The sequence below is a fragment of the Pseudomonas sp. RtIB026 genome, assembly GCF_016861355.2.
GTDB classification, from domain to species: Bacteria; Pseudomonadota; Gammaproteobacteria; order Pseudomonadales; family Pseudomonadaceae; genus Aquipseudomonas; species Aquipseudomonas peradeniyensis.
Genome location: NZ_AP023348.2, coordinates 3155840 through 3180982 on the forward strand (window position 1 = coordinate 3155840; position 25143 = coordinate 3180982).

Annotated in this window: 4 protein-coding genes (1 of these 4 running past the window's edge); all 4 read left to right on the forward strand. The window is 69.4% G+C overall.

Features of this window, described 5'->3' with window-relative positions; translation table 11 throughout:
• Positions 1–7348, forward strand: the 3' portion of a protein-coding gene (locus PRtIB026_RS14110) for a non-ribosomal peptide synthase/polyketide synthase (protein WP_267812209.1). 18104 nt of this gene lie to the left of the window's left edge; the window shows 7348 of its 25452 coding nt (coding positions 18105–25452); its start codon lies off the left edge, out of view; the stop codon is at positions 7346–7348.
• On the forward strand, positions 7345–21870 hold the full coding sequence (locus tag PRtIB026_RS14115) for a non-ribosomal peptide synthetase (RefSeq protein ID WP_267812210.1): 14526 nt from the start codon (positions 7345–7347) through the stop codon (positions 21868–21870). Before PRtIB026_RS14110 ends, PRtIB026_RS14115 begins: the two co-directional genes overlap by 4 nt.
• Positions 21871–21936: 66 nt before the next feature.
• Positions 21937–23091, forward strand: a complete 1155-nt coding sequence (gene macA / locus PRtIB026_RS14120) for a macrolide transporter subunit MacA (protein ID WP_198745913.1) — start codon at positions 21937–21939, stop codon at positions 23089–23091.
• A gap of 2 nt (positions 23092–23093) precedes the next feature.
• The gene (locus PRtIB026_RS14125; protein WP_203646999.1) at positions 23094–25097 is read left to right on the forward strand and encodes a MacB family efflux pump subunit; all 2004 of its coding nucleotides are present in this window, start codon (positions 23094–23096) and stop codon (positions 25095–25097) included.
• Positions 25098–25143 lie beyond the last annotated feature (46 nt).

Below are 25143 nucleotides of genomic sequence, written 5' to 3' on the forward strand. Positions count from 1 at the left end.
CGGCCTGTTCCACCAGTTTGCCGACGATTTGCTGCCGGTGTTCCGTGGCCTGCGCTACCTGATGGTCGGTGGCGATGTGCTGGACCCGGCGGTGATTGCCCGGGTACTGCGCGATGGCGCGCCGCAACACCTGCTCAATGGCTACGGCCCGACCGAAGCCACCACCTTCAGCACCACCCACGAAATCACCGAGGTGGGCGAGGGCAGCATCCCGATTGGCAAGCCGATCGGCAACAGCCGCTGCTATGTGCTCGATGCCCGCCAGCAATTGCTGCCGGTGGGAGCGGTGGGCGAGTTGTATATCGCCGGTGACGGCGTGGCCATGGGGTATCTGGGCCAGCCGGAGCTGACCGCTGAGCGCTTCCTGCCGGATCCGTTCAACGGCGGCACGATGTACCGCAGCGGCGACCTGGTGAGCTGGCAGGCCGACGGTACCCTGCGTTACCTGGGACGCGCCGACCAGCAGGTCAAGCTGCGGGGCTTCCGTATCGAGCTGGGCGAGATCGAGGCACGCCTGGGCGAGTGCCCGGGTGTACGCGACGCCGCCGTGATCGTGCGCGAGGATGTGCCGGGCGATAAGCGCCTGGTGGCCTATTTCACTGGCCATCAGGCAATCGCTGAACTGCACCAGCAACTGCAAGGCCAACTGCCGGACTACATGTTGCCGTCGGCCTATGTACAACTGGACGCGCTGCCGCTGACCGCCAACGGCAAGCTCGACCGCCGTGCCTTGCCGCAGCCGGGCAGCGACGCGTTGGTCAGCCGTGCCTTCGAGACGCCGCAAGGTGAAATCGAAACCGCGCTGGCCGCGATCTGGGCCGAGGTGCTCAAGGTCGAGCAGGTTGGTCGCCATGACCACTTCTTCGAACTGGGCGGCCATTCGCTGCTCGCGGTGAGCCTGATCGAGCGCATGCGCAAGGCCGGGCTGGATGCCGACGTACGCGTGCTGTTCGTCCAGCCGACCCTGGCCGCGTTGGCGGCGGCTGTGGGGTCGGGACGTGAAATCGAGGTGCCAGCCAATCGAGTCCCAAGTGATGCGAAGCACATCACGCCAAACATGCTCAGCCTGATCGACCTGGACCAGGGCAGCATCGACCGTATCGTCGCCAGCGTGCCGGGTGGTGCGGCCAACGTGCAGGAAATCTACCCGCTGGCGCCGTTGCAGGAAGGTATTCTCTACCACCACCTCAGTGCTGAGCAGGGCGATCCTTACCTGCTGCAGACCCGTCTGGCCTTCGACAGCCTGGATCGGTTGCAGGCCTGTGCCGAGGCCTTGCAACAGGTCATCGACCGCCACGACATCCTGCGCACTTCGGTGGTCTGGGAGGGGCTGGGCGAGCCGGTGCAGGTGGTCTGGCGCCAGGCTCGCCTGGCGGTCAGCGAGGTCACCGGCCTGGGCGAAGAGGCGGTGATCGAGCGGCTGCACGCGCACTTCGATGCCCGCCTGCAACGCCTGGACCTGACCCAGGCGCCGCTGCTGCGCCTGACCTACGCCCTGGACCCGGCCCTGCAACGGGTGGTGGCCGTTTTACACTTCCACCACCTGGCCCTGGATCACACGGCGATGGAGGTGATCGTCCACGAACTGCAGGCGATCCTCTCCGGTCGCCGGCACCTGTTGAGCGCGCCCGTGCCGTACCGCACCTACGTGGCCCAGGTACGCCTGGGCGCCGCCGAGGCGGGGCACGAGGCGTTCTTCCGCGACATGCTCGGCGATGTCGACGAGCCGACCCTGCCCATGGGGCTGGCCGATGTGCAGGGCGACGGGCGTGATATCGAGGAGTCGCGCCTGCCGCTGGATCCGGCCTTGTCGCGCCGGGTGCGCGAGCAGGCAAGGGCGCTCGGGGTCAGCGCCGCGAGCCTGATGCACCTGGCCTGGGCCCGCGTGGTGGGTGTGCTGGCGGGGCGCGGTGACGTGGTGTTCGGCACCGTGCTGATGGGCCGCCTGCAAGGCGGTGACGGCGCCGACCGGGCGCTGGGGGTGTTCATCAACACCTTGCCGCTGCGCATCGACACCGCCAAGGGCGCCCGCGATGCGGTGCAGGCCACCCACCAGCGGCTGTCGGCGTTGCTTGGGCATGAGCATGCGTCGTTGGCACTGGCCCAGCGTTGCAGCGGCGTGCCGGCCTCGGCGCCGCTGTTCAGTGCCTTGCTCAACTACCGCCATAGCCCGACGGATACGGCCGGTGTGGATGTCGCAAGCTTCCAGGGCATGCATCAGCTCGGCGGTGAAGAGCGCAGCAACTACCCGCTGACCCTGAGCGTGGACGACCACGGGGAAGGTTTCAGCCTGAGCGTACTGGCCCAGCTGGGGATCGGTGCCGAGCGGGTCGCAGGTTGGATGACCGCTGCCGTGAGCCAGTTGATCCAGGCGTTGGAGCAAGGTGGCGCGGCGCAGGTCGACAGGCTGCCCATCCTCGACGGCATGCAGCGACGCCAGGTGCTAGAAGGTTTCAATGCCACGGCCGTGGATTATCCCCAAGGGCAGACCGTGCACGCACTGGTCGAGGCCCAGTCGCCCGAAGCATTGGCCGTAGTACAGGGCGAGCTGAGTCTGAGCTATGGAGAACTCAATGAGCGCGCCAACCGCCTGGCTCATCATCTGATCGAGCGTGGCGTGGTCCTGGGCGACCGCGTGGCGCTGTGTCTGGAACGTGGCCCGCAACGGTTGGTGGCGATGCTGGCCGTGCTCAAGGCCGGGGCGGCGTATGTGCCGGTCGATCCGGGTTATCCGGAGCAGCGGATTGCCTACCTGCTCAGCGACAGTGCGCCAGCGCTGGTGCTGGTCGAATCGGCCACCGAAGCGTTGGTCGGCGATGCAGCCAAAGTCATGCTGGATGGCGATGGCTGGCTCGACCACGCGGCCAGCAATCCTGTGGTTGCAGGGCTGGACGAGAATCAGCTGGCTTATGTCATCTACACCTCCGGTTCCACCGGCCAGCCCAAGGGGGTGATGGTCGAGCACCGCACCCTGGCCAACCTGATCCACTGGCATTGCCAGGCCTTCGAGTTGGATGAGGGCAGCCACACCTCCTGCGTCGCGGGCTTCGGCTTCGATGCCATGGCCTGGGAAGCCTGGCCGGCGCTGTGCACCGGAGCAGTGCTGCACCTGCCGCCGGCGTCCATCGGCGGCGAGCATGTCGATGAACTGCTGGATTGGTGGCTGGAGCAGCCGCTACAGGTCAGCTTCCTGCCGACGCCGGTCGCCGAGCAGGCGCTGCGTCGCGAACGCCAGCACCCGACCCTGCGCACGCTGCTGGTCGGCGGTGATCGCCTGCGCCAGTTCGACCGCGATCCGGGCTTCGCGCTGGTCAACAACTATGGCCCGACCGAGACCACCGTGGTGGCGACGTCGGGGCAACTGCAACCGGGCGGTGCGCTGCATATCGGCAAGCCGACCGCCAACACCCGCGTCTATGTGCTGGACGAGCAGCGTCAGCCCGTACCAGTGGGGGTGACCGGCGAGCTGTACATCGGTGGTGCGCAGGTCGCCCGAGGTTACTTCAAACGCCCTGAACTGACTGCCGAGCGTTTCCTCGACGATCCGTTCAACGGCGGCCGGATGTACCGCACGGGCGATCTGGTGCGCTGGAATGTCGATGGCACGCTGGACTACCAGGGCCGCAATGACGACCAGGTGAAGATCCGTGGCGTACGGGTCGAGCTGGGCGAGATTGAGGCCGCGCTGAAGGCCCAGCCGGGCATTACGGACGCGGTGGTGCTGGTGCGTGACGAGCGTCTGCTGGCCTGGTTCACCGAAACCGCCGTGGTCGATCTCGACACCTTGCGCCAAGGTCTGCAAGTCAGCCTTCCGGGTCACTTGGTACCGCAAGCCTTCATGCGTCTGGAGGAACTGCCACTGACCAGCCACGGCAAGCTGGACCGCAAGGCGCTGCCGGATCCGGACCCCTCGGCCCTGGTGCGCCAGGCCTACGTTGCGCCAATCGGCGCCACCGAGGTGGCCATGGCCGCGACCTGGGCCGAGGTCCTGGGTATCGAACAGGTTGGTCGCCATGACAACTTCTTCGAGCTCGGCGGCCACTCGCTGCTGGCGGTGAGCCTCACCGCGCGCCTGCGCCAGGCCGGCCTGCAGGCCGACGTGCGCACCCTGTTCGGCCAGCCGACGGTAGCGGCGCTGGCGGCAACCCTGGGCCATGGTCGCCAGGTCGAGGTCCCGGCCAACCGGATTCCGGCCGGCTGCACCCGGATCACCCCGGACATGCTGCCGCTGGTGGACCTAGAACCTGCCGCCATCGAGCGCATCGTCGCCACGGTGTCGGGTGGCGCGGCCAACGTGCAGGATATCTACCCGCTGGCGCCGTTGCAGGAGGGCATTCTCTACCACCACCTCAGCTCGCCGGAGCACGATCCCTATGTGCTGCAATCGCGCATGGCCTTCGCCAGCCGTGACCGGCTGCACGCCTTCGTCGATGCCCTGGGCAAGGTCATCGCCCGTCATGACGTGCTGCGTACGTCAGTGCTGTGGGACGGCCTGCCGCAGGCATTGCAGGTAGTCTGGCGCCAGGCTGAGCTGGCGCTGTTCGAGGTGGCCGACGAGGCTGCGGTGCCTCATGCCCTGGCCCTCGACCGGGCGCCACTGGTGCGCCTGTACCACTGGCCGGACGCGCAGGGCGCCGGAAGGCAGGCTGTGCTGCAGTTCCACCATATCGTCCTCGACCATACCGCGCTGGATGTGCTCGGCCGGGAACTGGTCAGCTATCTGCAAGGCGCGCCGGTGCCCGCCGAACAGGGCGCGCCGTACCGCAACTACGTGGCCCAGGCGCGGCTGGGCGTCAGCCAGGCCGAGCACGAGGCGTTCTTCCGCGAGCAGTTGGGCGATATCGACGAGCCGACCCTGCCGTTCGGCCTGGGCGACGTGCAGGTCGACGGCCTCGGCATCGAAGAGGCCCAGCTATGGCTGGACGAACCCCTGGCTACCGGTCTGCGCCAGCAGGCACGGCAGCTGGGCATCAGCGTCGCCAGCCTGTTCCACCTGGCCTACGCCCGCCTGCTGGCCGCCGCCAGCGACCGTGACAGCGTGGTATTCGGCACCGTGCTGCTCGGTCGTCTGGAAGGCGGCGCGGGAGCGGACCAGGCGCTGGGCATGTTCATCAACACCTTGCCGCTGCGCCTGGACCTTGCAGGCATCAACCTGCAGGACGCCGTGCGCCAGACCCAGCAGCGCTTGAGCGCCTTGCTCGCCCACGAGCATGCCTCACTGGCCCTGGCCCAGCGTTGCAGCGGCGTGCCGGCCCCGGCGCCGCTGTTCAGCGCCATGCTCAACTACCGCCACGGCAGCCAGGCGGACGAGGACCAGCGCCAGGCCCTGCAAGGCATCGAGACCCTGGACAGCAACGAGCGCAGCAACTACCCGCTGAGCCTGAGCGTGGACGATATCGGCGAACGCTTCCGTCTGGTTGCCCTGGCGCCGGCGGCGGTCGGCGCGGCGCGTGTCTGCGAGCAGATGCGGCGGGTGCTGGAGGCCATGGCCGAGGCCTTGGCCCATCAGCCACGGCAAGCGCTGCTGCAACTGCCGGTGCTGTCGGCCGAGGAGCACGACCTGCTGGTGCACGACTTCAACCGCACGGCGCAGCCCCACGACCTGAACCGGACCCTCCAGGACCTGTTCGAGGCCCAGGCCTTGCGCACGCCCGAGGCTGTTGCGCTCAGCGCCGAACAGGGTGAACTCAGCTACGAGCAGCTCAACGCCCAGGCCAACCGCCTGGCCCATCACCTGATCGCGCTGGGCGTGCGGCCCGACGACCGGGTGGCGATCTGTGTCGAGCGCGGTCTGTCGCTGGTGGTCGGCCTGCTGGCCATCCTCAAGGCCAGTGGCGCCTATGTGCCACTGGACCCTGACTATCCGGTCGAACGGATCCGCCACATGCTGGTCGACAGCCAGCCACGGGCGGTCCTGGTGCAGGCGGCCACCCGGGCGCTGATGGGGGATCTGCCACTGACCCAGGTCGATCTCGACCTGGCGGACTCGATCCGTGAGCCGGAGCACAACCCGCAGGTGCCGGGCCTGGCCGCCGCCAACCTGGCCTATGTGATCTACACCTCCGGCTCCACCGGGCTGCCCAAGGGGGTGATGGTCGAGCACCGCAACGTGGTCAACCTGGTGCACTGGAGCGCCGGGCTGTTCCCGGGCGAGGGCGCTTTACTGCACAAGACCCCGGTGAGCTTCGACGCCTCGGTGTGGGAGCTGTTCTGGCCGCTGTGCAGCGGCGTGCGCCTGGTGCTGGCCAAGCCGGACGGTCAGCGCGACCCGCAGTACCTGGCCGAGCTGATCCACCAGCAACAGGTCGGCGTGGTGCAGTTCGTGCCGGCGTTGCTGCAGCAGTTCCTCGAGCACGAGGCCAGCGCGGCCTGCGCCAGCCTCACCGATATCGTCTGCGGTGGCGGCGAGTTGACCGAGGCCCTGGTGCACCAGGTGCGCGAGCGCCTGCCACGGGCAAGGCTGCACAACGTCTATGGGCCGACCGAAACCACGGTCGATTGCAGCGTCTGCACCTTGCACCCGCAGGATCCGTTGACATCGGGCGCAATGCCGATTGGCCGGCCGATCGACAACACCCGCCTGTACGTGCTCGACGGCCACGACCAACCCGTGCCGTTGGGCGTTGCCGGTCAGCTGCATATCGGCGGCGCCGGGGTGGCGCGTGGCTACCTGGGGTTGCCGGAGCAACAGGCCGAACGCTTCATCGCCAGCCCGTTCGCCGACGGCGAGCGGCTGTACCGCAGCGGCGATCGGGTACGCCAGCGCCCTGACGGCAGCCTCGAGTTCCTTGGCCGCACCGACCACCAGATCAAGCTGCGCGGCCTGCGCATCGAGCCGGGCGAGATCGAGGCCTGCCTTGCCCGGGTACCCGGGGTGCGCGAAGCCGTGGTGCTGGTGCACGACGCCCAACCGACCGGCCCGCGCCTGGTGGCCTATGTCACCGGCGCCGCGCCGCCCGCCGAGGTTCTGCGCGAGGCGCTGCTGGGGCAACTGCCCGAGTACATGGTACCGGCGCTGTTCATGGCCCTCGACGCCTTGCCGCTGACCCCCAACGGCAAGCTCGACCGCAAGGCACTGCCGCAGCCGGACCTGCCGGCGCGCGTCTACGAGGCGCCGCAAGGCGACACCGAGCAGCTGTTGGCGCGTATCTGGGGCGAGCTGCTGGGCGTGGAGCAGGTAGGCCGCCACGACAACTTCTTCGAACTGGGCGGCCACTCGCTGCTGGCCGTGACCCTCACCTCGCGCTTGCGCGAGGCGGGCCTGGAAGCCGACGTGCGCAGCCTGTTCGAACACCCGACGCTGGCAGGCTATGCCGCCATCACAGACAGAATGGAGATCGTCCTGTGAGCATCAACGAACTACTGGCGACCCTGGCCGCCAACAATGTCCAGCTGGCCCTCAAGGATGGCCAGCTGGTGGTCCAGGGCAATCGCCAGGCCCTGAGCGACGCCGCGCTGGTGGCGCGGCTGCGCGAGCACAAGCCGGCGCTGCTGGGGATGCTCGAACGTGGCGAGTACGTGGCGGCGCGCCAGGGCAGCGTCGAGGTACCGGAAAACCGCATCCCCGCCGGCTGCGCGCGGATCACCCCGGCCATGCTCAGCCTGGTCGAGCTCGACCAGGCCAGCATCGACCAGTTGGTCGAAGGCGTGCCCGGCGGCGCGGCCAATGTGCAGGACATCTATCCGCTGGTGCCTTTGCAGCAAGGCATGCTGTTCCACCATGCCAGCGCCGGCGACCATGATCCCTACGTGATGCAGGCGCGCTTCGTGTTCGCCAGCAGCGCCCGGGTCGAGGCCTTCGCCCAGGCCCTGCAAGGGGTGATCGACCGTCACGATATCCTGCGCACCTCGGTGCACTGGAAGGCCCTGGAGACGCCGGTGCAGGTGGTCTGGCGCCAGGCCCGGCTGCGGGTCACCCAGTTGGCCGAGGGCCAGCTGCCGGACAGCGGCTTCGACCTGACCGAGGCACCGTTGATCCGCCTGCAATGCCAGGCGGCGCAGGCGGATGGGCAGGTCCACGCGACCCTGCAGTTCCACCACGTGGCCATGGACCACAGCGCCCTTGAGGTGGTGCGCCACGAAATGCTCGCCTTCCTGCTCGGCGAAAGTGCCCGGTTGGGCCGTCCGCTGCCGTTCCGCAACCATGTGGCCCAGGCCCTGCTGGGCGTCGGCGAGGCCGAGCACGAGGCGTTTTTCCGCGACATGCTCGGCGGCGTGGACGCGCCGACCCTGGCCTATGGCCTGGCCGATGTGCAGGGGGATGGCGCGGCGCTGAACGAGCACGCGCTGGACCTTGACCTGGCGCTGTGCCGCGCGCTGCGCGCCCAGGCCCGCAGCCAGGGGGTGAGCGTCGCCAGCCTGTTCCACCTGGCCTGGGCGCGGGTGCTGGGCGGCCTGACCGGGCGCGACCAGGTGGTGTTCGGCACCGTGCTGATGGGCCGTCTGCAAGGCGCCGAGGCCACCGACCGGGCGCTGGGCATCTTCATCAATACCTTGCCGCTGCGGGTGGACCTGGACGACGCTGACCTGGCCAGCGCGATCAAGGCCACCCACCAGCGCCTGAGCACGCTGATGCGCCATGAGCACGCGCCCCTGGCCCTGGCCCAGCGCTGCAGCGGCGTGGCGGCGCCGACGCCGTTGTTCAACGCCTTGCTCAACTACCGCCACAGCGCGGCCTCGGGCTCCGAAGCGGTGCTGCGCGCCGGCTGGGCCGGGATCGAGATCGTGCACGCCGCCGAGGCCACCAACTACCCCTTGACCCTGAGCGTCGACGACTTCGGCGAAGCGTTCCGCCTGACCCTGCTGGCCAGCCCCGAGGTGCCGGCACGACGTGTCTGTGCCTACCTGGAGCAGACCCTGCGCAGCCTGCTTGCGGCGACGTCCACCGCTGAAGTCAGGGCGCTGCCGATGGTGCCTGCCGACGAGCGTGAGCAACTGCTGGAAACCTTCAACCAGACCCCGGGCATCGAACAGTCGCACGGTCCGTTGCATCGGCGTATCGAGGCCGTGGCCCAGGCCCATCCCCACGCCCTGGCCGCCACTGCCAATGACCAGTCGCTGACTTATCAGCACCTGAACCAGCGCGCCAATGCCCTGGCTCACCACCTGATCGGCCTCGGCGTGCGCCCCGATGACCGCGTGGCAGTGTTCGCCCGTCGTGGCCTGGACACGCTGATTGGCCTGGTCGCGGTGCTCAAGGCCGGCGCCGGCTACGTGCCGGTGGACCCGGCCCATCCGGACGAGCGTGTGCGCTACCTGCTCGACGACAGCGCGCCAGTGGCCGTGCTGACCCAACAAGCGTTGCGCGGCCGCCTGGATGGGATCACGGTGCCGGTGCTGGCGCTCGATCAGCCTGACTGGCCGCAGCGGCTGGATGATCCAGCCGTCGCCGACCTGGGACCGGAACACCTGGCCTACGTGATCTACACCTCGGGCTCCACCGGGCAGCCCAAGGGGGTGATGGTCGAGCACCGCACCCTGAACAACCTGGTGGACTGGCACTGCCGGGCCTTCGACCTGTGCCTGGGCCGGCACACTTCGAGCCTGGCCGGCTTCGGCTTCGACGCCATGGCCTGGGAGGTCTGGCCGGCGTTGTGCGCCGGGGCCACCTTGCACCTGGCGCCCGCCGGCGAGGGCCACGAGGACCTTGATGCGCTGCTGGCCTGGTGGCGCGCCCAACCGCTGGATGTCAGCTTCCTGCCCACCCCTGTGGCCGAATACGCCTTCAGTCATCAACTGGGTCACCCGACCTTGCGCACCCTGTTGATCGGCGGGGATCGCCTGCGCCAGTTCAACCGCACCCAGACCTTCGCCGTGGTCAACAACTACGGCCCGACCGAGACCACCGTGGTGGCCAGCTCCGGAGTAGTGGAGGCGGGGGGCGCGCTGCACATCGGCGGCCCCGTGGACAATGCCCGCCTGTACGTGCTCGACGCCGGGTTGCAGCCGGTAGCATTGGGCGTGGCGGGCGAGCTGTACATCGGCGGCGCCGGGGTCGCCCGTGGCTACCTTGGCCGCCCGCAGCTGACCGCCGAGCGCTTCCTCGACGATCCGTTCGTGGCAACGCCGGGCGCGCGCATGTACCGTACCGGCGACCTGGTGCGCTGGCTGGCCGACGGCACCCTCGATTACCTGGGGCGCAACGACGACCAGGTGAAGATCCGTGGGGTGCGCATCGAACTGGGCGAGATCGAGAACCGGCTGAACAGCCTGCCGGGCATCGGCGAGGCCGTGGTGGTGGCCCGCGAGGACCAGCCTGGCCAGCCGCGCCTGGTGGCTTACTTCACCGCGCAGGCCGGCCTCGAGGCACCCTTGCCCGAGGTCCTGCGCACGCAACTGCTGGCCCATCTGCCGGAGTACATGGTGCCGGTGGCCTTCGTCGCCCTGCAGGCGCTGCCGCTGACCGCCAACGGCAAGCTCGACCGCCGCGCCTTGCCGGCGCCTGAGCGTTCGGCGCTGTTCGAGCGTGGCTACGTGGCCCCCGAGGGCGAACTGGAAACTGCCCTGGCCCAGCTGTGGGCCGAACTGCTGCAGGTGGAGCAGGTTGGCCGGCATGACCATTTCTTCGCCCTGGGTGGCCATTCGCTGCTGGCTATGCGCATGGTCTCCCAGGTGCGCCTGCGCCTTGGCGTCGAGCTGACCCTGGCCGAGCTGTTCGCCAACCCCGAACTGGCCGCCGTGGCCCAGGTGCTGGCGAGCGCCGGGCACAGCGCGCTGCCGGCCATCGTCGCGGTGCCCCGCGAGCAGCCCCTGCCGTTGTCGTTCGCCCAGCAGCGTCTGTGGTTCCTGGCCCAGCTGGAGGGCGGCAGCCAGGCCTACAACGTGCCGCTGGCCCTGGGCCTGCGTGGCTCGGTGGATGCCGACGCGCTGGAGCGTGCCCTGCTGTGCATCGTCGCGCGCCACGAAGGCCTGCGCAGCCGCTTCGTACCCGCAGGCGACAGCGCCGAGGTGCACGTCGCCGCCACGCCGCTACCGGGCTGGCTGCGGCGCCTGAGCCTGGCGCCCGATGACCTGGCCGCGCACCTGCAGGCCGAGGCCACCGCGCCGTTCGACCTGGTCGAGGGACCACTGTTGCGCGCCAGCCTGCTGCGCATGGAGGATCAGCACCATGTGCTGCTGCTGACCCTGCACCATATCGTCGCCGACGGCTGGTCCCTCGGCGTGCTGACCCGTGAGCTGGGCGCGCTGTACCCGGCCATGTGCCAGGGCCTGGACGATCCGTTGCCGGCCCTGGCCATCCAGTACGGCGACTATGCCGTGTGGCAGCGACGCTGGCTGGCCGGTGAGCAACTGCAACGCCAGGCCGACTACTGGCGCCAGGCCCTGGATGGCGCGCCGACCCTGCTGAGCCTGCCGAGTGACCGGCCACGACCGCCACGCCAGGACTTCAGCGGCGCCAGCCTGGCGCTGCAGCTGGATGCGCGCCTGGGGGCCGGCCTGCGGGCCCTGGCCCAGCGGCATCAGGCAACTCTATACATGGTGCTGCTCAGTGCCTGGGCCGCGACCCTGGCGCGCCTGTCCGGGCAGACAGAGGTGGTGGTCGGCTGCCCGGTGGCCGGACGCGGCCATGCCGAGCTGGAGCCGCTGGTGGGGCTGTTCGTCAACACCCTGGCGCTGCGCATCGACACGTCGGGCGCGCCGAGCAGCGAGCGCCTGCTGGCCCAGGTGAAGGCACGCCTGCTCGACGCCCAGGCGCACCAGGACCTGCCGTTCGAGCAGGTGGTGGAGATCGTCCGCCCGGCGCGTAGCCTCGGCCACACGCCGTTGTTCCAGACCACCCTCAACTGGCTGGCCACCGAGGGCGTCGCGCCGAGCCTGGCGGGTTTGCGCCTGGAGGGCGTGGCCCAGGCCAACCAGGTGGCCAAGTTCGACCTGTCGCTGAGCATGGGCGAGCAGGGCGAGGCGTTGGTCGGCAGCCTCGAGTACGCCACGGCATTGTTCGATGAAAGCAGCGTGTGCCGTTTCGCCGGTTACTTCGAGCGCCTGCTGCGGGCCATGGTCGCCAACGACCAGGCGCCTCTGGCCGAGGTGGAGTTGGTCGGCGGCGCCGAACGCCGACGCCTGCTGCACACCTTCAACAACAGTGCCCGGACATTCCCGGTCGGCCAGACCCTGCCGGCCCTGATCGAGGCCCAGGCGGCCCGTGCCCCGCAGGCGCTGGCCGCCGTGGCCGGCGATGCACGCCTGAGCTACGGCGAGCTGAACCAGCGCGCCAACGCCCTGGCCTATCACCTGATCGAACGCGGCGTAGGGCCCGATGACCGGGTCGCGGTGGTCGCCCGGCGCGGCCTGGATACCCTGGTGGCGCTGCTGGCGGTGCTCAAGGCCGGTGGCGCCTATGTACCGGTGGACCCGGCGCATCCGGATGAGCGCCTGCGCTACCTGCTCGAGGACAGCGCCCCCGTGGTGGTCCTGGCCCAGCAGGCGTTGCTGGCACGCCTGGACGGGTTGGCCGTGCCTGTGCTGGCCCTGGACCGGCCGGACTGGCCGGCGCGCACGGACAATCCCGAGCTGCCCGGCCTGCTGGCCAGCCACCTGGCCTACGTGATCTACACCTCTGGCTCCACCGGGCAGCCCAAGGGCGTGATGGTCGAGCACCGTACCTTGGCCAACCTGGTGCACTGGCACTGCAAGGCCTTCGAGCTGGGCGCCGGCGAGCACACTGCCAGCGTCGCCGGCTTCGGCTTTGATGCCATGGCCTGGGAGGTCTGGCCGGCCCTGTGCGCCGGCGCGGTGCTGCACCTGCCACCGGCCGAGCTGGGCAACGAGCAGCTCGACGGCCTGTTGGCCTGGTGGCTGGAGCAACCGCTGAAGGTGGCCTTCCTGCCGACACCGGTCGCCGAATATGCCTTCACCCAGGGGCTGCGCCATCCGACCCTGCGCACCCTGCTGATCGGTGGCGACCGCCTGCGCCAGTTCACCCGCGACCCCGGCTGCGTCGTGGTCAACAACTATGGCCCCACCGAGGCGACGGTGGTCGCCACCTCCGGCCTGGTGCTGCCGGGCGGCGCGCTGGACATCGGCCGGCCTATCGCCAATGCCCGGGTCTACCTGCTGGACGAGGCGCGGCAACTGGTACCGTGTGGCGTGACCGGCGAGCTCTACGTGGGCGGTGTCGGGGTGGCGCGGGGCTACCTGAACCGTGCGCATCTGACGGCCGAGCGCTTCCTCGACGACCCGTTCAGCGAGCAGCCTGGCGCACGCATGTACCGCACTGGCGACCTGGCCTGCTGGAACGCTGACGGCACCCTGGACTACCTGGGCCGCAACGACGACCAGGTGAAGGTGCGCGGCCTGCGCATCGAGCTGGGGGAGATCGAGGCGCAGTTGCTGGCCTTGCCTGGCGTCGCCGAAGCGCTGGTGCTGGCCCGCGAGGATAAGCCCGGCCAGCCGCGCCTGGTGGCCTACTACATCGCCGGCCCTGAGGCGCAGCCGGTCGGCGCCCTGCGCGCCGCCCTGCAACAGCGCTTGCCGGGCTACATGGTGCCGACGGCCCTGGTGCGCCTGGATGCCTGGCCATTGACCGCCAACGGCAAGGTTGATCGTCGCGCGCTGCCGTTGCCCGAGCGCGAGGCGTCGGCCAGCCAGGTCCACGAGGCTGCCGAGGGCGCGCTGGAAACGGCCCTGGCCGAACTGTGGTGCGAGCTGCTGCAGCTGGAACGGGTAGGGCGCCAGGACCGCTTCTTCGAACTGGGCGGCCATTCGCTGCTGGCCATGCGCATGGTCGGCCAGGTGCGGGTGCGCCTGGGTCGGGAGCTGTCGCTGGGCGAGCTGTTCGGCGACGACCGCCTGCTGGCGGTGGCGGCGACCCTGGCCGAGCGCGGTGGCGAGGTGCTGCCGGCCATCGAGCCGACGCCCCGTGGCCAGTCCCTGCCGCTGTCGTTCGCCCAGCAGCGCCTGTGGTTCCTGGCGCAGATGGACGATGCCAGCGCCGCCTACCATATTCCCCTGGGCCTGGCCTTGCACGGCCCGCTGGACCGCGCGGCGCTGGAGCAGGCACTGGCGCGCATCGTCGAGCGTCACGAGAGCCTGCGCAGCCACTTCACCCAGGAAGGCGCCGAGGCAAGGGTACGCGTGGCCCCGGGCCGCGGCGGCTTCGCCCTGGCCTGGCACGACCTGCGCGGCGCCGCGCAGCAGTTGCCCGAACTGATGCAGGCCGAGGCGCTGCTGCCCTTCGACCTGGCGCACCAGTTGCCGGTGCGTGGCCGCCTGCTGTGCCTGGCGGCAGAGCATCACGTGCTGCTGCTGACCTTGCACCATATCGTCGCCGACGGCTGGTCGATGGGCGTGTTCACCCAGGAGCTGGCGGCGCTGTACCAGGCCTTCAGCGAAGGGTGCGACGACCCGCTGCCGGCGCTGGCGATCCAGTATGGCGACTATGCCCTGTGGCAGCGCCGCTGGCTGGCCGGCGACGCGCTGCAGCGCCAGGGCGAATACTGGCAACAGGCCCTGGCCGGCGCGCCGGTGCTGCTGACCCTGCCCACCGACCGGCCACGGCCGGCCCGCCAGGACTACCGCGGTGACCGGGTCGAGATACGTTTGGACCGGCGTCTGAGCGAAGACCTCAGGGCGCTGTGCCTGCGCCACGGGGTCACCCCGTTCATGCTGTTCGGCGCCGCCTGGGCGGTGCTGCTGGCGCGCCTGTCCGGCCAGGCCGAGGTGGTGATCGGCACGCCGGTGGCCAACCGTCGGCAGGCCGAGGTCGAAGGGCTGATCGGCTTGTTCGTCAACTCCCTGGCCCTGCGCATCGATACCGCCGGACTGCCCGACGTCGGCGCGCTGCTGGACCGGGTCAAGGCCTGCGTCAGCCAGGCCCAAGACCATCAGGACCTGCCGTTCGAACAGGTGGTGGAACTGCTGCACCCGCCGCGCAGCCTGGCCCATACCCCGCTGTACCAGGTGTCGCTGGCCTGGAACGGCGTGCCGGGCGAGGCCTTGCAACTGGGCGACCTGCAACTGGAGGCGCTGGGCGGCGCGCAGATCTTCGCCAAGTTCGACCTGACCCTGAGCCTGGGCGAGACCGCCGACGGCTACGGCGGCGCCCTGGAGTTCGCCACGGCACTGTTTGACCGGGCGACCATCGAACGCCATGTCGGCTACCTGGAGCAACTGCTGTGGGCGATGGCCGGCAGCGACCAGGCGGTGCCGGCGAAGGTCGAACTGCTGGGCGCCGCCGAGCGTCGCCAGGAGCTGGTGACCTGCAATGCCAGCGAATTGGTCGGCGGCTTGCAGCAACCGGTGCAGGCGTTGTTCGAGGCGCAGGTGGCGCGTATGCCGCAGGCGTTGGCGCTGCAGGCCGAGGACGGCCAGATGAGCTACCGGCAACTGAACGAGGCGGCCAACCGCCTGGCCCATCAGCTGATCGCCCAGGGCGTGGTCGCCGACAGCCGGGTCGCGGTGTGCCTGGCCCGTGGGCCGCAACTGCTGGTCGGGCTGCTGGCGGTGCTCAAGGCCGGCGGCGCCTACGTGCCGCTGGACCCGGGCTACCCCGACGAGCGCCTGGCCTACATGCTTGCCGACAGCGCGCCGCTGGCGTTGCTGGTGGATGCCGGCAGCCGCGGGCGCTTTATCGACAGTGCCGTGCCACGCCTGGACCTTGACCAGCCGACCTGGACCGGCCAGTCGCCGGACAATCCGCAGGTGAGCGGCCTGGGTGCCCGCCACCTGGCCTACGTGATCTACACCTCCGGCTCCACCGGCACGCCGAAAGGGGTGATGGTCGAGCACCGCAGCCTGTGCAACCTGGTGCATTGGAGCTCGCGGCTGATCGCCCCGACCGTCGAGGGCGCGCTGCTGCACAAGACCCCGGTGAGCTTCGACGCCTCGGTGTGGGAATTGTTCTGGCCGCTGTGCGCCGGCCTGCGCCTGGTGCTGGCGCGCCCGGACGGCCAGCGCGACCCGGCCTACCTGGCGGCGCTGATCCAGCAACAGCGGGTCAACGTGGTGCAGTTCGTGCCGGCGCTGCTGCAGCAGTTCCTCGCCCTTGAGGCCAGCGCGGCCTGTGACAGCCTCACCGATATCGTCTGTGGTGGCGGCGAGCTGACCACGGCGTTGCTGCAACAGGTGCGCGAGCGCCTGCCGCAGGTACGCCTGCACAACGTCTATGGCCCGACCGAGGCCACCGTCGATTGCAGCGTCTGGACCCTGGAGCCCGGGCAACCGCTGCCTGAAAGCGCGCCACCGATCGGCCGGCCGATCGCCAATACCCGGCTGTACGTGCTTGATCGCAACGGCCTGCCGGTGCCCCGTGGCGTGGTGGGCGAGCTGCACATCGGCGGCGTCGGCGTGGCCCGTGGCTACCTGGGCCTGCCGGAACTGGACGCCGAGCGCTTCGGCGACAGCCCGTTCGTGGTCGGCGAGCGCCTGTACCGCAGCGGCGACCTGGTGCGCCGCCGCGCCGACGGCGAGCTGGAGTTCCTCGGCCGCGACGACTTCCAGGTCAAGCTGCATGGCCTGCGTATCGAACTGGGCGAGATCGAGGCCTGCCTGGCCAGTCATCCCGCGATTCGTGAAGTTGCGGTGCTGCTGCGTGGCGAGCGGTTGGTCGCCTGGTTCACCGCCCACGACGACGCGCCCGGGATCGAGGCGTTGCGTCGGCATGCCCTGGCGCAGCTGCCAGACTACATGGTGCCGTCGGCCTATGTGGCGATGCCGGCCATGCCGCTGACCGCCAATGGCAAGCTCGACCGCCAGGCGCTGCCCGAGCCCGGCGCCGAGGCCGTGCTCAGCCGTGCCTACGAGGCGCCGCAAGGGGAAGCCGAAACCCATCTGGCGGCACTGTGGGCCGAGCTGCTGAACGTGCCGAGGGTAGGGCGCCAGGACCACTTCTTCGAACTGGGTGGCCACTCGCTGCTGGCGGTGACCCTGATCGCCCGCCTGCGTGCCGAAGGCCTGGAGGCGGACATCCGCGTGCTGTTCGCCGAGCCGACCCTGGCCGCCCTGGCCGCGACCTTGGGCCAGCATGGCGGGACCCGGGTGCCGGCCAACCGTATTGGCGTCGACTGCCGCCGCATCACACCGGACCTGCTGGCGCTGGTGGCGCTGGAGCAGGCGGCCATCGACCGCATCGTCGCCCAGGTCCCGGGCGGCGTCGCCAACGTGCAGGACATCTACCCGCTGGGGCCGTTGCAGGCGGGGATTCTCTACCACCACCTGGCCAGCGAGGGGGATGATCCGTACCTGTTGCAGGCGCGTTTCGCCGTGGCCGACCGCGCGCGGCTGGAGGCGCTGCAGCGGGCCTTGGACCAAGTGATCGCCCGTCACGATATCCTGCGTTCCTCGCTGTACTGGGACGGCCTCGCCGAACCCGTGCAGGTGGTGTGGCGCCAGGCATCGCTGCCGGTACAGGAGGTGTCGCCGGGGGCGCCGCAGGTCTTGCGCCTGGACCTGACCCGCGCACCCATGCTGCGCTTGCTGCACAGCCAGGACCCGGCCAGCGGGCGCATCACCGCGACCCTGCTGTTCCATCACCTGGTCATGGACCACGTGGCCCAGGATGTGCTGCGCGCCGAACTGCAGGCCTGCCTGCTCGGCGAGCAGCGCCAGTTGCCCGCGCCGGTGCCGTACCGCAACTACATCGCCCAGGTGCTGCAAGGCGCGGGCGAGGCCGAGCACGAGGCGTTCTTCCGCGAACAGCTGGGCGACATCGACGAGCCGACCTTGCCCTATGGCCCGCATCCGCTGGCTCATCAGGGCGCCGAGGCCGAAGCCCGGATACTGCTGGACGACGGCCTGGCGCGACACCTGCGCGAGCAGGCGCGGCTGCTGGGCGTCAGCGCCGCCAGCCTGATGCACCTGGCCTGGGGGATGGTGCTGGGGCAGTTGTCGGGGCGCGACAGCGTGGTGTTCGGCACCGTGCTGCTCGGTCGCCTGCAGGGTGGCGAAGGCGTGGAACGCGCCTTGGGCGTGTTCATCAACACCTTGCCGCTGCGCCTGGAGGTGGGCCGCCTGCCGGTGCGCGAGGCGCTGCTCGACACCCACCGCCGGCTTACCGGGCTGCTGGTGCACGAGCATGCGCAACTGGCCCTGGCCCAGCGTTGCAGCGCGCTGCCGGCCGGCGCGCCGCTGTTCAGCGCCTTGCTCAACTACCGCCACAGTGCCACGGCCCTGGTCCGTGACGGTGCTGCCGGGCGCGCCTGGGAAGGCATCGAGCTGCTGCATGCCGAGGAACGCAGCAACTACCCGCTGGCCCTGAGCATCGACGACCTGGGCGAAGGCTTCGGCCTGACCGCGCAGTGTGCGCCGGGCCTGGATGCGCGACGCCTGTGCGGTTATCTGCAACAGACCCTGGAAAACCTGGTCGAGGCCCTGACTCAGGATCCCGAACGAGGCCTGGAACGGCTGGAGATCGTGCCGGCCGAGGAACGCCGGCGGCTCCTGGTGGGCTTTAACGCCACGCAACGTGATTACCCGCGAGCGTTGCCGGTGCAGCGCCTGTTCGAGCAGCAGGTGGCGCGGCACCCGCTGGCGCTGGCGGCGCGCCACGATGAACGCCAGCTCACCTATGGCGAGCTCAACGAGCAGGCCAACCGCCTGGCCCATTGGCTGATCGGCGAGGGCGTGGCGGCAGGTGACCCGGTGGCGATCCTGCTGCCGCGTTCGTTGCCCTTGCTGGTGGCGCAACTGGCCGTGCTCAAGTGCGCGGCCATCTATGTGCCGCTGGACATCAACGCCCCGGCCGAACGCCAGGCGTTCATGGTCCAGGACTGCCAGGCCGTGGCGCTGCTGACCCTCGGCAGCCTGGCGGCGGAATGCGAGGCGCGGCGCATCGACCTGGACTGCCTGGCCCTCGACGACCAGCCGGCGCACAACCCGAACCTGGCGCAGGACGCCGACGCGGTGGCCTATGTGATGTACACCTCGGGCTCCACCGGCACGCCGAAGGGGGTGCGGGTGAGCCACCGCGGCATCACCCGGCTGGTGCTGAACAACGGCTATGCCGACTTCGATGCCAGCGACCGTTTCGCCTTCGTCTCCAATCCGGCGTTCGACGCCGCCACCCTGGATGTCTGGGGCGGCCTGCTCAACGGTGGCCAGGTGCTGGTGATCGATCACCAGACCCTGGTCGAGCCAACGCAGTTCGCCACCGCGTTGCGCCAGGGTGGCGCCAGCGTGATGTTCGTCACCACGGCGCTGTTCAACCAGTATGTGCAGCTGATCCCCGAGGCCCTGGCCGGGCTGCGGGTCCTGCTGTGCGGCGGCGAGCGCGGCGAGCCCGCCAGCTTCCGGGCGTTGCTGGCGCGGGCGCCGAACCTGCGCCTGGTGCACTGCTACGGGCCCACCGAGACCACCACCTTTGCCACCGCCTGCACCGTGCGGGCCGTGGCCGACGGCGCCGAGCATGTGCCGATCGGCGGCCCGATCGGCAACACCACGGCCTATGTCCTCGATGCGCACGGGCGCCTGCTGCCCGAAGGCGTGACCGGCGAGCTGTACATCGGCGGCGATGGCGTCGCCCTGGGCTACCTGAATCGCCCGCAACTGACCGCCGAGCGTTTCCTCGACGACCCGTTCGGTGCTGGGCCCGGCGCGAGGTTGTACCGCACCGGCGACCTGGCCCGCTGGCGTGATGACGGCCAGCTGGAGTGTCTGGGGCGCACCGACGACCAGGTGAAGATCCGTGGTTTCCGTATCGAGCTGGGCGAGATCGAGCAGCACCTGGCCCAGTGCCCGGGCGTGGACGAGGTCGTGGTCATGGCCCTGCGCCTGGAGCAGGGACCGCTGCGCCTGGTGGCCTGGTACACCCGTACCGACGCGACCCTCGACGGCGTGGCGTTGCGCGGTTTCCTGCGCGAACGGCTGCCGGAGTACATGGTGCCGACGGCGTTCGTCGCGCTCGAGGCGTTGCCGTTGACCAACAATGGCAAGGTCGACCGCCGGGCGCTGCCGCTGCCGGGCGCGCAGGACCTGGCCGTGGCGGTGTTCGAGGCCGCTGCAACACCGGTGGAACAGGCATTGGCCGCGCTGTGGGCGCAGGTGCTGGAGGTCGAGCGGGTGGGGCGGCATGACAGCTTCTTCGAACTGGGCGGGCATTCGCTGTCGGCGATCCGCCTGGTAGGCGAGATGCGCCAGGCCGGTCTGCACACGACCCTGGCGGAGCTGTTCCAGCACCCGACCATCGCCACCCTGGCACCGCGCCTGGGCGAGGGTGCGGACGAGGACGAAGGCCTGGTCACGGTGCGCGCCGCAGGCAGCCAGCCTGCCTTGTTCCTGATCCACGAGTTCAGTGGCCTGGACCTGTACTTCCCGGTCCTGGGGCGGCATATCGAAGGTGATTTCCCCGTCTACGGCCTGGCTGGCGTCGCCCCTGGGGAGGCGCAGCTGAATACCATGGAGTGCCTGGCGGCACGCCTGGTACGGCGGATCCGCGCCGTGCAGCCGCACGGGCCGTATCGGCTGGCGGGCTGGTCGTTTGGCGGCGTGCTGGCCTATGAGGTGGCCGCGCAGTTGCTGGGCGCGGACGAGCCGGTGGCCTTCGTCGGTCTGATCGACACCTACGTGCCGCGCCTGAGCGACCAGGGCAAGGCGCGCTGGCAAGGGCCGCACCTGCTGCAAGGGCAGCTGTTGCTGCATTGCCGGGTGCATTGGCAGGCCCAGGGCGAGGCGGGGGCGGCGCAGTTGGCCGAGATCGAGGCATTGCAGCCCGGGGCGCTGGCGTTCGAAGCACTGCTCGCCCACTGCCGTGATCGCCAGCTCCTGGTGCCCGGCCTGGTCCAGGCCAGCGACGGGCAATTGCGCCACTTCTTCGAGCGTCACCTGGCCCATGGGCATGCCCTGGCCCACTACCGGCTGGCACCGTTGCCGGTGCCGCTGCATCTGTTCGTGGCCGAGCAGCGCAGCGCCGGCATCGTCACCGACAGCCCGACCCTGGGCTGGGCCGAGGCCTTGCCGGGGCAGGCGTTGTATTGCCTGAGCGTGCCGGGCGATCACCAGAGCATGGTGCAGGATCCGCAGGCGGCGGTGCTGGGCCAGGCCATCGCGCAGGCCTTGCAGGCCTCAGCAGGCGGCGTGCCGCCGACGCACCAGCCAATGCTGGCGATCCAGAGCGGCACGCCGTCCCATGTCCCGGTGTTCTGCGTACCGGGGGCCGGCGACAGCGTGACCAGCTTTATCGGCCTGGCCGAGGCGCTGGGGCCGGATTGGCCGGTGCATGGCCTGCAGGCCCGGGGCCTGGCCGCGGGCGAGGTGCCGCACAGCACAGTGGAGGCCGCCGCCGACTGCCATGTCCGGGCCATCGAGGCGCTGTACCCCGAAGGCCCGTTGAACCTGGTCGGGCATTCGTTCGGTGGCTGGGTGGCCCACGCCATGGCGGCACGCTTGCAGGCCAAAGGGCGCGAAGTGCGCTCCCTGACCCTGGTCGACAGCGAGGCGCCGGGCGCGGGGGGCAGTTGCGGCAAGCCGTACACCTTTACCCAGGCTCTGCAGCGGCTGATCGAGTCGTTGCAACTGTCCACCGGCAAGTCGTTGGGCATCGAACCTGCGGCCTTCGCCGAAGCCGACGATCAGGAGCAACTGCGCCAGTTGCACGCGGCCATGGTGCGGGTCGGTCTGATGCCGTCGCGCTCTTCGGCGCAGGCACTCGAGGGCGTGGTGCGGACCTTCGCCACGGCCCTGCGCACGGTGTACCGTCCCGAGGGTGGGTTCAACGGCCTGGCGCGGCTGGTGCTGGTGGCTGATCCGAGTCTGGACGTCGCCGGCAACCAGCGCGAGCAGCAGGCCATGGAGGAGGGCTGGCGCGATTGGCTGCCGCAACTGGAGGTGTGGCAGGGGCCGGGTAACCATTTCAGCATCCTCAAGGTGCCGGATGTGTTCAGCCTGGCGGCGTGGTGGCATGACGGGCAGGCCCTGCATCACGGCAGGGTGAAGCAGTAACACCGTCGTGGGCGCGGGGCATGCCCGCGCCCACGGGACCTCATCGGATTCTGGAAGAACGGTTTTATGGAAAAGACGAAGTTTCGCAAGATCACCCTTGGGGTCGCCGCGGCCCTGGTCGCCGGCATCGTGCTGTACGCGGTGCAGGCCCCGGCCAAGCCGCCGCAGTACATCACCGCCACGGTCGAGCGTGGCGACATCGAGAACGCGGTACTGGCCACCGGCACCCTGGAGGGCATCCGCCAGGTAGACGTTGGCGCCCAGGTTTCCGGGCAGCTCAAGTCGCTGAAGGTCAAGCTCGGTGACAAGGTCAGCGAGGGCCAGTGGCTGGCCGAGATCGACCCGCTGGTGCCGCAGAACACCCTGCGCCAGGCCGAGGTCGACGAGGAGAAGCTGCAGGCCGAGCGGCGCTCGGTGCAGGCCAAGCTCAAGCAGGCCAAGCGGGTCTACGAGCGGTACGAGGTGCTGCAGGACGACGAGTCGATCTCGCGCCAGGATTTCGAGAGCGCCGAGTCCGAGTTCGAGGTGCAGCAGGCCAACCTGCGCTCGCTGGACGCGCAGATCAAGAGCGCCCGGGTGCAGATCGACACCGCCAGGGTCAACCTCGGCTACACCCGCATCGTCGCGCCGATCAACGGCCATGTGGTGGGCATCGTCACCCAGGAAGGCCAGACGGTGATCTCCAACCAGTTGGCGCCGGTGATCCTCAAGCTGGCCGATCTCGACACCATGACCATCAAGGCCCAGGTGTCCGAGGCCGACGTGATCCACATCAGCCCCGGCCAGCAGGTGTACTTCACCATCCTCGGCGATGACCAGCGCTATTACGCCAAGCTGCGCGGCACGGAGCCTGCGCCGCAGAACTACCTGGAAAGCAGCGACAAGAACAGCGGCGCGGCCAAGCAGGCCAGCGCGGTGTTCTACAACGCACTGTTCGAGGTACCCAACCCCGAGCACCGCCTGCGCATCTCGATGACCGCCCAGGTGCGCATCGTCCTCGACACCGCCCAGGGCGTGCTCACCGTGCCGGTGGCGGCGCTGGGGCCGCGCGACGCCGACGGCAGTTTCCCGGTACGGGTGATCGACGGCAAGGGCTTCGCCCAGGTGCGCAAGGTCCAGGCGGGGATCAACAACAACGTCAAGGTGCAGGTCAAGGATGGCCTGGCCGAAGGCGATCGGGTGGTGATCGGCGAGCCGGTGTCGGGCGAGGCGGGGGCGTGAGCATGAACATGACCGTCGAGCTTTCACCGCACCTGGCGCGGCCTGCTGACCAGAAGCAGCCGTTGCTGCGCCTGCAAGGGGTCAGCCGCAGCTTCATGGCCGGCGACCGTGAGTTCCTGGCGCTCAAGGGTATCGACCTGCAGATCCATGCCGGTGAGCTGGTGGCGATCATCGGCGCCTCGGGCTCGGGCAAGTCGACCCTGATGAACATCCTCGGCTGCCTGGACCATGCCAGCGCCGGCAGCTACCAGGTCAGCGGCCAGGAAACCCGCGACCTGGACGACGACGCCCTGGCTGCGCTGCGCCGCGACCATTTCGGCTTCATCTTCCAGCGCTACCACCTGTTGCCGCACCTGGATGCCCTGCGCAATGTGGAAATTCCGGCGGTGTATGCCGGCGTGCCCCAGGCCGGACGCCATGCCCGTGCCCGTGAACTGCTGGGGCGTTTGGGCCTGGGCACCCATCTGGCCCACCGCCCGAGCCAGCTGTCCGGCGGCCAGCAGCAGCGGGTGAGCATCTGCCGGGCGCTGATGAACGGCGGCGAGGTGATCCTCGCCGACGAACCCACCGGCGCCCTCGACACCGCCAGCGGCAAGGAGGTGATGAATATCCTGCTCGAGCTGCACGCTGCCGGGCACACGGTAATCCTGGTGACCCACGACCCCAAGGTCGCCGCCCATGCCGAGCGGATCATCGAGGTCAGTGACGGGCAGATCGTCAGCGACCGCCGCACCCGACCCGAGACACCGGCGCCAGCCGCCGAGGCCACGCCGGCTGTCGAGCAGGCGCCGCGGCGGCTGGTGGCCAGCCTGGGCCTGTTCCGCGAGGCCTTCAAGATGGCCTGGATCGCCCTGGTCTCGCACCGCATGCGCACCTTGCTGACCATGCTCGGGATCATCATCGGCATCACCTCGGTGGTGTCGATCTCGGCCATCGGCGAGGGCGCCAAGGGCTACGTGCTCAAGGACATCCAGGCGATCGGCAGCAACACCATCGACATCTATTCGGGCACCAGTTTCGGCGACAGCCGGGCCAAGGCTATCGAGACCTTGATGCCGGCGGATGTGACGGCGCTCAACGCGCTCTACTACGTCGACAGCGCGACCCCGGTGATCGGCCAGAGCTCGCTGGTGCGCTACCGCAACATCGACGCCGACGTGCAGCTCAACGGCGTCAGCGAGCAGTATTTCCAGGTGCGCAACATTCCGCTGGCCTCGGGGATCGTGTTCAGCGCCGACGACGCCCGGCGCCAGGCGCAGGTGGTGGTGATCGACCACAACACGCGCAAGCGCCTGTTCGGCGACGGGGTCAACCCGCTGGGGCAGGTGATCCTGGTCGGCAAGCTGCCGTGCACGGTGATCGGCGTGACCGCCGAGAACAAGAACCTGTTCGTCGCCGGCAACACGCTGAACGTGTGGATGCCCTACGAGACCGCCGCCGGGCGGGTGCTCGGCCAGCGCCACCTGGACAGCATCAGCGTGCGGATCAAGGATGGCATGCCGAGCAAGCGGGTCGAGGAGGAGGTCAACAAGCTGATGCTGCAGCGGCATGGGACCAAGGACTTCTTCACCAACAACCTCGACAGCATCATGCAGACCGTGCAGAAGACCAGCCGCTCGTTGACCCTGCTGTTGTCGCTGATCGCGGTGATTTCGCTGGTGGTGGGGGGGATCGGGGTGATGAACATCATGCTGGTGTCGGTCACCGAGCGGACCCGGGAGATCGGCATTCGCATGGCGGTGGGGGCGCGGCAGTCCGATATCCGGCAGCAGTTTCTGGTGGAGGCGGTGATGGTCTGTCTGATCGGTGGGGTGATCGGGATCGGGTTGTCCTATGGGATCGGGTATCTGTTTGCCTTGTTCGTCAAGCAGTGGGAGATGGTGTTTTCGTTGGGGTCGGTTGTTACGGCGTTTGTTTGTTCTACGTTGATTGGGATTGTGTTTGGGTTTGTGCCGGCTCGGAATGCGGCGCGGTTGGATCCTATTGAGGCGCTGGCTCGGGATTAAAATGTTTTGGGTTGGGTTGGGTTGGGTTGGTGTTGGAAGTTGTATG

Excerpts from the sequence above, each read along its gene's own strand:
- macA (WP_198745913.1), top strand. The coding sequence starts at position 21,937 with ATGGAAAAGACGAAGTTTCGCAAGATCACCCTTGGGGTCGCCGCGGCC.
- PRtIB026_RS14125 (WP_203646999.1), top strand. The coding sequence starts at position 23,094 with ATGAACATGACCGTCGAGCTTTCACCGCACCTGGCGCGGCCTGCTGAC.